The sequence below is a fragment of the bacterium genome (assembly GCA_027622355.1).
Classification (GTDB): domain Bacteria; phylum UBA8248; class UBA8248; order UBA8248; family UBA8248; genus JAQBZT01.
In genome coordinates this window covers 1-8,912 of record JAQBZT010000106.1, presented here as the reverse complement: position 1 = coordinate 8,912, position 8,912 = coordinate 1, and the positions used below count along the sequence as shown (strand labels likewise).

The window sequence follows — 8,912 nt, the reverse complement described above, 5'->3', positions numbered from 1 at the left end:
AATAGGTTTCGTGAATGTAGATGTCCACGGGCGCCGAGCCGTTGAAGATGCCGGTCAGGCCGCCGAAGATAAACACCGACAGCCCGCCGGCCGCATACCAGAACGCCGTCGTGAAGCGGATGGCGCCCCCCCAGAGGGTGGCCATGAGCGCGAACACGACAAGGGCGAAGGGCACAGAGATCAGGATCGTCGTCACGCTGAAGGGGGTCGCCAGGCGCGGGTCGAGGCCGCTGATGAACTGGTGGTGCGCCCAAACGATAAAGCTCAAAAAGCCCGCGATGAAAACGGCAATGAGAATGGGCTTGTAGCCGAAAATCGGCTTTCGCGCCGAGTTGGCGGTGACCTCCATGAGTATCCCGAGGGCAGGAAGGAGGATCACGTACACCTCGGGGTGTCCGAAGAACCAGAACAGGTGCTGCCACAGGAGGGGGTCGCCCCCGCCCGAGGGCAGGAAGAAAGCCGTTCCCAGGTTCCGGTCGAGGAGCAGGAAAACCGCTCCGGCGATGATGGGGCCCACCGAGAGGAGGAAGATGACCGAGGCGGTCATGACCATCCAGACGAAAAGGGGCATCCGCATGAGCGACATGCCCCGCGTGCGCATGTTCAGCGGGGTGACCAGAAAGTTGATCCCTCCCATCAGGAAGGAGGCGAACTCCAGCGCCAGGGCGAGGAGCCAGAGGTCCATCCCGTATCCGACGCCGGTATAATCCGGCACAGCGGAAAGGGGCGGATAGCCCGTCCACCCGGCGGCGGCCGGGCCGCTCTCCACCACCAGCGAGAGAAGAAGAACGATTGAGGCGGCCGTCAGCGTCCAGACCGACATCATGTTCAGCCGGGGAAAGGCCATGTCCCGCGCGCCGATCATGAGCGGCACGATGAAATTTCCGAAGGCCGCCAGAAGGAGCGGCATCGCCACGAAGAAAACCATGATCGTGCCGTGCAGCGTGAGAAAGGCGTTGTACTCTTCGGGCCCGATGGGCCGGCCGAAGATGGGAATATCCGTTTCGGGATAGGCGAGCTGCCAGCGGAGCAGGTAGGCGTAAAACGCGCCGAGCACCATCCAGAAAAGGGAGATGAACAGATACTGCCTCCCGATCATCTTGTGATCGGTGGAAAAAACATAGGTCCGGAGGAAACCCTGCGGCGCCTCGTGGAGGCCGGCCTCTCCGGATGCGGCGTGCGTATCGGTCATCCTTCCTCTCCTCTCGGCGCCCGCGCCGTGCGGCGCCGCGAACCCTGAAATTTCCTCATCCGGAAGAAGGCCATTGCTTCTTGAGCCATGCGCCGTAGTCCTCGGCCGAGTGCACGATCAGCGAACCCTTCATCCCCGAATGGCCGAAACCGCACAGCTCCGCACAGGGGATCTCCCACTTGCCCGCTTTCGTGGCCTGAAACCAGGCCGGGATCTGGCGGCCGGGCACGGCATCTTGCTTCAAACGGAGTACGGGGACGAAAAAGCTGTGGATCACATCCTCCGATTCGAGGATGAGATAGACCACCTTGCCCACAGGAACATGGAGATCGTTATCGAGCTTCCTGTCGTCGGCCGTACCGAATTTTCCGTCAGGCCCCGGATAAGTGACGATCCAGTTGAACTGCTTGCCGGTCAATTTCACCGTGACATCCGGCTTCGGCCGGGAGAGCTTCACGCGGGCCCAGACGTCCGAGCCGCGAATGTCGATCCACAGATCGAGGGTCAGGACGAGCGCGCACGGGATCAGAAGCCACATGGCCTGCGACCAGTTGTTGCCATGCGCGTAGACGGCCTTCTGTCCTTCTTTCCGCCGGTAGCGAATCAGGAAAATGACGATCAGGGCCTGGGTCAGCACGAACCAGACCGCCACGATGTAGTAAATCAGGGCAAAAATACCGTCGAGATCGCCGCCGAAGGTGGAAATATTTTCGGGAAGCCAGGCAAGCATGAAATCCCCTCTTCACGAAAAAAACTTCGAACTCCACCCCAACAACCTGATGCATCCTGCAAACGGAAGCCGAAGAGCAGGCGATATGGCTTTACGGGCTCGGGCGCCGGCGGAACCACTCCCCTCTCATTTCACGGAGGGATCACCATCAAAGGTTCCGGCAAAAGGCCGTGGTGAAGACCAACGGAACAAAGAAGATTATACGAATTTTTAATCTTTTATTTCAAGGAAAAAAAACCGCTCCCCCCGAGAGCCTTAATCCAGCGAAAGCCCGCGGATGCCGCCCCCCTGACCGATCAATTCCTTCTTGCGCAACCAGGCGACCGTCAGATCGGAAATTTTCAAACCCGCAAGGTATTCCTGAATCTCAAGGCGGAGGGGCTTCCATGTATCGTGAAGCGGGCATGACGCCTCATCCGAGCACTCGGCCAAGCCCACCGCGCAGCGGCCAAAAGCTTCGGTGCCGTCCACGGCCGCCACCACTTCGTAGACCGTGATCTCCTGCGGCGGCCGCGCAAACCCGAATCCCCCGCGCGGCCCCTTGACCGAGTTGAGAATTCCCGCGCGCGTCAATTGCTGGAGCACCTTGGCCAGAAACGGCGCGGGCAAACCCTCGGACTGGGCGATTTCCTGCACCCGGATCTTCTCATCCTGGGGCATGCTCCCCAAATAGGTGAGCGCCCGGATTGCATATTCACAAGGCCGCGAATAAAGCACACTTCTCCCCCTTTAGTGAGAGCCCAAAAGCAGATGAAAACCTCTACAACATAGTATTCTCCCAGCAGTCCGGTATCCGTCAAGTCCCCCTGTTTTGATTTCGGACAAAATCCGCCGAAACTCCCTATTTAAGCTGGAATCTCCGGGGCGCGCACCCGCCGGGACCCGCTTCTGTCCGCTCCTGCATTCAAGCGTGTACAATCTCCCTCTAGAATCGGCCGGCCGCCGCCGGCCCCGGCAGGAGGACACGCACCGGGCAAGAGAGAACCGCCCCGACACAGGATGCAGAAAATCCATGGCTTTTCGCCGCATCGCAGGACAAATACTCCGCTCGCTGCCTTATCTTTTTCACCGGCTGACCGGCCTCCTCGCGCGGCCCCCCTTCACCGGCGTTCCGCCCGATGCGGGCCGCCTCGATGTGATCGGAAAAATTCTGCTGATCCGGCTGGACGCCATCGGCGATCTCCTGATGGCGACACCCGCCATCGGGGCGCTTCGCCTAAGGTTCCCCGAAGCGGAAATCCACCTGCTCGTACAAAGCGGCATCGCCCCCCTGGCGAGCGCCATCCCGGGCGTGGACCGGGTCCGCGCGCTCCCCTGCGGCTTTCTCATGCGCGGTGCGTCTTTGTTGAAAAACGCCGGCGCGTGGCTTCGGGAGATGCGGGCCATCCGGGCAGAAGGATTTTCGCTGGCGATCGACTTCACCGGCCTCTTTCACTCGGGCGCCGCCGTCTGGCTGAGCGGCGCCCCGGTCCGCCTCGGCTTTCGCAAAACCAACCGCTTCGGCTTCTTCTCCGCCGAGGGGCTGGGACACTTCTACACCCACGAGTGGGAAGTGGAGGAATCCTCCCACATCTCCGAACGGCTGAACGCCATGGCCCGCGCCGTGGGCGCGGCGAACTTCGAGACCGGCTGGAAGCTCGCCCCGGGCGAGAGCGCGCGGGCCCGCGCGGGCGCCGCCCTCGCGGAAAAAGGGTTCACCCCGGGAAGCGCCCCGCTGGTCCTCGTCCACCCAGGGGCGAAATGGCCGCCGAAGCGATGGGAGGAATCGAATTTCTCGAAAGTGATCGACCGCCTCCAGGAGGGCGGCGCCCGCGCCGCGCTGGCCGGAGGGCCCGGCGATTTGGCGATCATCGAAAAAATCCGGGCCGCCTGCCGGACCCAGCCGATTCTTCTCTGGCCCCCGGCCCCGCTCGAAACCCTTCTGGGCATCCTGGGCGCGGTGGACTGCTTCCTGGGAAACGACAGCGGCCCGATGCACCTGGCCGCCGCCGCGGGAGTGCCCGTCGTCGCCATCTTCGGGCCCACATCCCCCGAGATATCGGGGGCGCGCGGGAGCGAATCCGTTTTTTTCTACCGCCGCCTCGAATGCAGCCCCTGCCCGCTCTACTTCACGCGGGATCATTGCCACCGGGGCCACAACTACTGCTTGGACGAGATCTCGCCCGAACAGGTCGCCGAAGCGGTGGAGCGCTTTCTCGAAAAACGGAGGCCGCCCGCGGAAAGACCGCTCCACCCGGCTTCCTAGGAAGCGGAAATGCCGGTATAAAACTTTCCACCGCTGGCGGAGTTTCCGCTGCGGCGGACCCATCCCGCGGGGAGAGCCCGAAACGTGAACATGCGCACCCCCCTCGATTCCGAGGGACAATTCGCCGTCATTCTGGTCCGCCCCAAGGGGGCGGGCAACGTGGGCGCCATTGCGCGGGCGATGGCGCATTTCGGCCTGAGCGATCTGCGCCTCGTCGCCCCCCGCTGCACCGCGAAGAGCATTGAGGCGCGCTCGATGGCCATGTCGGCCAAGGACATCCTTTACGCGGCGACGCACCATGCCACCCTGGCGGATGCCACCCGCGACTGCGGCCGGCTCATCGGCGCCTCGCGCCGGCTCGGGCGAAGGCGCAAGCCCACGACAGATGTGCGCGAAGATGCGGCCCTCCTCCTCCGCCGGGCGGCCCAGACCCGCACCGCCCTCATCTTCGGCTCAGAGGACAAGGGCCTCGAAACCAGCGAACTGAACCTTTGCCAGGAACATCTCGTCCTCCCGGCCGAGCCCGAGGGGGAGTCCTTCAATCTCTCCCAGGCGGTCATGATCACCCTCTGGGAGCTTTACCTCGCAAAGCGCCCTTCGGAGGCGGAGTCCACCCAGCGGGAACTCGCCCCGCGCGATGAGGTCGAGGGTCTCCTCGCGCACTTCCGGGCGGCGATGGAGTGGATCGGCTTCGTACCGCACCACGACCCCCACCGGGTGGTGCGCTCTTTCCGCCGGCTGCTGGACCGCGGCGAACCCGACAGCCGGGAGGTGCGGATGATGCGGGGGGTGCTGCGGCAGATGCAGTGGAAAATCAACCACATTCTCTCGCGGCCCTCGGGCGACTTTCAGCCGCTTCCCGGGGCCGCCGAGGAGGAAGTCTCATCCGCTCCGCGCCGCGAATCAGACGCCTGAGCCCCCTCTCCCCGAGCGATGCGATTCCGCCCATGAAGCTGAGCGAATTCGACTACGAACTTCCCAAATCGGCCATCGCCCGCTACCCCGCCGCGCGCCGCGAGGACGCCCGGCTGCTCGTCCTCCCCCGCGGCGGCGGCGAAATGGCGCACGCCCGCATCCGCGATCTGGGCGCCTACCTCCGCGCGGGCGATCTCCTGGTGGTCAACGACACGAAAGTCAGACCCTGGCGGATGTTCGGGAAGAGGCCGACCGGCGGAAAGGTGGAGGCGCTGTTTCTCCGGCCCGGGGATGTGTCCGGCACCCTCATCGCCATGGTATCGGCCAACCGCCCCCTGAAGGCGGGCGAGCGCATTCTCTTCCCCGGCGGGATGGAAGGCACTCTCGGGCCGCCGGGCGAGGAGCGCGCCATCTCCTTCCCGGGACAATCGCACGCGGCGCTTTTCGAGTGGCTCGACGCATCGGGAGAGGTGCCCCTGCCGCCCTATCTCGAGCGCAGGCCCGAGCCGCTGGACGCGAAGCGCTATCAGACCGTCTACGCCAGATCCCCGGGCGCCATCGCCGCCCCGACGGCGGGGCTCCACCTCACGCACGATCTCTTGAAGAAGCTGGAGGCGGCCGGGATAAGGTGGGCGTCCCTCACCCTGCATGTGGGACCCGGAACGTTCCGGCCTGTAAAAAGTGAACAGATTGAGGATCACAAAATGGACGCCGAGTGTTATGAAATTCCGCCGGAGACGGCGGAGGTGATCGAGGGCGCGCGGCGGAGCGGAGGCCGAATCATCGCCGTGGGAACCACCGTCGTCCGGGCGCTGGAGAGCGCCGCGATGGCGGCGGAGGGGGGAGAAAACCTCCTTTCGGCGGGCCCCGCCGAGAGCCGGCTTTTTATCCGGCCGGGCCACGACTTCCGGGTGATTGACGGCCTGCTGACGAATTTTCACCTTCCCCGCTCGACCCTGCTGATGCTGGTGGCCGCCTTTGCGGGAAAAGAGCGCATCCTGGGCGCCTATGGGCTGGCCCGGGAGAAGGGGTACCGGTTCTACAGCTACGGGGACGCGATGCTGCTCGTGTAGAGGGAAGAAAAAAAAGGCCCCCGAAGAGGCCTTTTTTCAATGTGTTTTGCGAGGAACCGCCGGAAGGGTCTAGTAGAAACGGACCGGGGCGCCGTTGACCGCCTCCTTGAAGTGCTTCCCGGATTTGAATCGGACCACCTTGCGGGCGCTGATGGGCGCCTCCTGGCCCGTCTTGGGGTTGCGGCCGACGCGGGCGTTCTTCGAGCGGACCTGGAAGGAACCGAACCGGCGCAGAATCACCGACTCCCCTTCGCCCAAAGTCCCCTTGATGGTTTCGATGATGCTCTCAACCGCCTCTTCGGCTTTTACCTTGCTGAGTCCTGTGTCTTCTGCCACCAGATTGATGATGTCGATTTTGGTCAACGGCCTTTCCCCTACGAAATTTTCAGAAAAGAAAAGGCCGCCTCTTTACAATTCCCGAGGCGGACGGTCATATGTGGGTTGCGCGCTCACACCGCGTAAGTAAAAGCAGACATGCACGGTCATGTCAAAGATGCGGGAAGTCTAGCACCCGGGGAAAATCAAATCAACCAATGATTTCCGGTGCTTGCGGCCCATTATCCAGGGGAAACAGCCTGCGTGGCGCTGAAGCTGCCGAAAAGAATCCGGGACATCCAGCCCTTTCTGGTCATGGACATCCTCGAGCGGGCCCAGCGGCTCGAAGCCGCGGGGAAGAGCGTGATCCACCTCGAGGTGGGGGAGCCGGATTTCGACACCCCGGCGCCCATCGTCCGCGCCGCGCAGGAGGCGCTGGAAAACGGAAAAACCCATTACACCACCGCGCTCGGCACCTTGCAGCTTCGCGAGGCCATCGCCGCCTTCTACAACGAGCGCTACGGTCTTTCCATCGGGGCATCTCGGGTCGCGGTGACCCTCGGCTCGAGCGCCGCCATGCTCGCGCTGTTCGCCGTCCTGCTCGAAGAGGGAGACGAGGTGCTCCTCACCGATCCGCACTACGCCTGCTATCCCAGCTTTGTGCTCTCGGCCGGCGGAAGGCCGGTGCTCGTCCCGGCCGGACCCGAGGAGAATTTCGCCCTGGAGGTGGAAGCGGTTCAGGAGCGAATCACCCCGAAAACAAGGGCGATTCTGCTCAACTCTCCCTCCAACCCGACCGGCTTCCGCCTCGAGGGAGAGCGGCTCGCGGCCCTGTGCAATCTCGGCGTCCCGGTCGTCTCCGATGAGATATACCACGGCCTCAGCTACGGCGCGCCCGATCACTCTGCCCTCGAATTTTCCGATACCGCGTTCATCGTCAACGGGTTTTCCAAATATTTCGCCATGACCGGCTGGCGGCTGGGCTACCTGATTCTCCCGGAAGCATACGTCCGCCCTATCGAGATTCTGCTGCAAAATTATTTCGTCTCGCCCAATTCGTTCGTTCAGGAAGGAGGTGTCGCGGCCCTCAAGCATGCGATTCCCGAGGCCGAAAAGATGCGCGCCGTCTACGATACGCGCCGGAAGGCCACCATCAAGGGATTGAAGGAGATCGGGCTGGCCGTTCACCGCGAGCCCGACGGGGCATTCTACGTCCTGGCGGACGCCCGGGCCTTCGGGGCGGACTCGCTCGAGCTGGCCCGGGAGATTCTGGAGAACACCGGCGTCGCCGTCGGGCCGGGCGCGGACTTCGGCCCCCGCGGAGAGGGATTCCTCCGCATCTCCTACTGCAACTCGATCGAAAACATTGCGGAGGGAATCGCCCGCATCGGGGCACACCTCGCCCGACGGTGAGCGGGCGGGCGGGGGCTAGTCCATATCGTCGAAGTCGCCCTCTCCGACATTCTGCACCATGTCTCCGGGGTGCGGCTGATCAGGAGCCGAGCGCCACTCGAGTTTTCCCTCAATGATCTCCCGGAAGGTAATCTCCTCGTACGTCTCCAGATCCTGGGCCGGAACCAGCGGCTCCGCCCCCCGGCGAAGCTGATGGACCCGCTTGGCCAGGATCACCGAGAGGAGAAATCGGTTTTCCACCTTGTTGAGCGCCTGCTCGAAAATCTCATCATACGAGGCCTGCTGAACCATACGGTCTCCCCATCATTCGATAAAAATACCCTGAAAACAAGGGTTTTTCTTTACACCGGATTCTCACCCGGCGGAACTCTACCTGTTCCGGCCCGTTTAAACAACAACAAGGGCCCCCAAAATCGCCGCTCAGCCGCCGATCCCCACCTCCCGGACGTAGAGCATCTGCAGATCCGAAAGCAGATGGTTAATCAGACCCTCTTCCTCGGGTGAGAGATTGGGCCCCATCTTCCTCTTGACCATCTCGACGATGTCAACGAAAAGGCGGGCCGCCCGCTGATCGGGCGCGCCCAGCCGCTCGCCCGACTGGGGATTGAGCCCCATGGCCGCCAGCGCATTCCCCTGCAAAATGGCCATCAGCATCTCGAACTCCCGGCCCGATGCTTCTGCCCCCTGCTCGGATGCCTCATCCGCCTCCGCCTCCTGGGGCGGCGGCGCGTCCGCCTTCACCTCTTCCCGGGCAGCCGCAGCGGGCTCCGGCGCAGGAGGGGGCGACGGCGCGGCGACGGACTCTGGTGCAGAATCAGCCCCGGCCACCTCTTCGTCTTCATAGCCCCTGATGGAAAACCGCCGATCGCTGACCTTGAAGCTCTGCCCCTCGCTATGCTCTTCAGATTCGTTTGCCATTTGCCAATACTCCTTTACCAAAACCCGCGATTCTCTCACAAAGAATTTTCACCTGAGGAAGAATGCGGACAAATACAGGAAAAAGCCCTTGCAGGGCAACCGCCGAGGACT

Annotated in this window: 10 protein-coding genes; 4 read left to right on the top strand and 6 right to left on the bottom strand. The window is 63.2% G+C overall.

The features are described 5' to 3' along the window. From O2807_07805 to O2807_07795, 3 genes are all read right to left on the bottom strand, one after another. A partial coding sequence (locus tag O2807_07805; GenBank protein ID MDA1000405.1) for a cbb3-type cytochrome c oxidase subunit I occupies positions 1–1,192 on the bottom strand: 1,192 nt, incomplete at its 3' end. 55 nt (positions 1,193–1,247) lie between these two features. Then, entirely contained in the window at positions 1,248–1,922 is a 675-nt protein-coding gene (gene coxB, locus O2807_07800) for a cytochrome c oxidase subunit II (protein ID MDA1000404.1), read from the bottom strand. A 255-nt stretch (positions 1,923–2,177) separates the two neighbouring features. After that, complete coding sequence (locus O2807_07795; protein MDA1000403.1) at positions 2,178–2,639, bottom strand: Rrf2 family transcriptional regulator; 462 nt, start codon at positions 2,637–2,639, stop codon at positions 2,178–2,180. 295 nt (positions 2,640–2,934) lie between these two features. Between O2807_07795 and O2807_07790 the strand changes: the two genes are divergently transcribed. The 3 genes from O2807_07790 to queA all read left to right on the top strand — a co-directional run bounded on the left by O2807_07790 (position 2,935) and on the right by queA (position 6,155). Then, entirely contained in the window at positions 2,935–4,167 is a 1,233-nt protein-coding gene (locus O2807_07790; GenBank protein ID MDA1000402.1) for a glycosyltransferase family 9 protein, read from the top strand. 90 nt (positions 4,168–4,257) lie between these two features. Then, positions 4,258–5,082: an RNA methyltransferase gene (locus O2807_07785; protein ID MDA1000401.1), complete on the top strand. Its 825-nt coding sequence runs from the start codon at positions 4,258–4,260 to the stop codon at positions 5,080–5,082. Between the two features lie 32 nt (positions 5,083–5,114). Continuing rightward, on the top strand, positions 5,115–6,155 hold the full coding sequence (queA, locus tag O2807_07780; protein ID MDA1000400.1) for a tRNA preQ1(34) S-adenosylmethionine ribosyltransferase-isomerase QueA: 1,041 nt from the start codon (positions 5,115–5,117) through the stop codon (positions 6,153–6,155). A 69-nt stretch (positions 6,156–6,224) separates the two neighbouring features. Here queA and O2807_07775 read toward each other — a convergent pair whose 3' ends face one another. After that, positions 6,225–6,518, bottom strand: coding sequence for an integration host factor subunit alpha (locus tag O2807_07775; protein ID MDA1000399.1), 294 nt, complete (start codon positions 6,516–6,518; stop codon positions 6,225–6,227). 222 nt (positions 6,519–6,740) lie between these two features. Here O2807_07775 and O2807_07770 point away from each other — a divergent pair, with 222 nt between their 5' ends. After that, the gene (locus O2807_07770; protein MDA1000398.1) at positions 6,741–7,883 is read left to right on the top strand and encodes a pyridoxal phosphate-dependent aminotransferase; all 1,143 of its coding nucleotides are present in this window, start codon (positions 6,741–6,743) and stop codon (positions 7,881–7,883) included. Positions 7,884–7,898: 15 nt separating this feature from the next. Here O2807_07770 and rpoZ read toward each other — a convergent pair whose 3' ends face one another. Next, entirely contained in the window at positions 7,899–8,174 is a 276-nt protein-coding gene (rpoZ, locus tag O2807_07765; GenBank protein MDA1000397.1) for a DNA-directed RNA polymerase subunit omega, read from the bottom strand. 129 nt (positions 8,175–8,303) lie between these two features. Further along, complete coding sequence (locus O2807_07760) at positions 8,304–8,801, bottom strand: DUF1844 domain-containing protein (protein MDA1000396.1); 498 nt, start codon at positions 8,799–8,801, stop codon at positions 8,304–8,306. Positions 8,802–8,912: the final 111 nt, after the last annotated feature.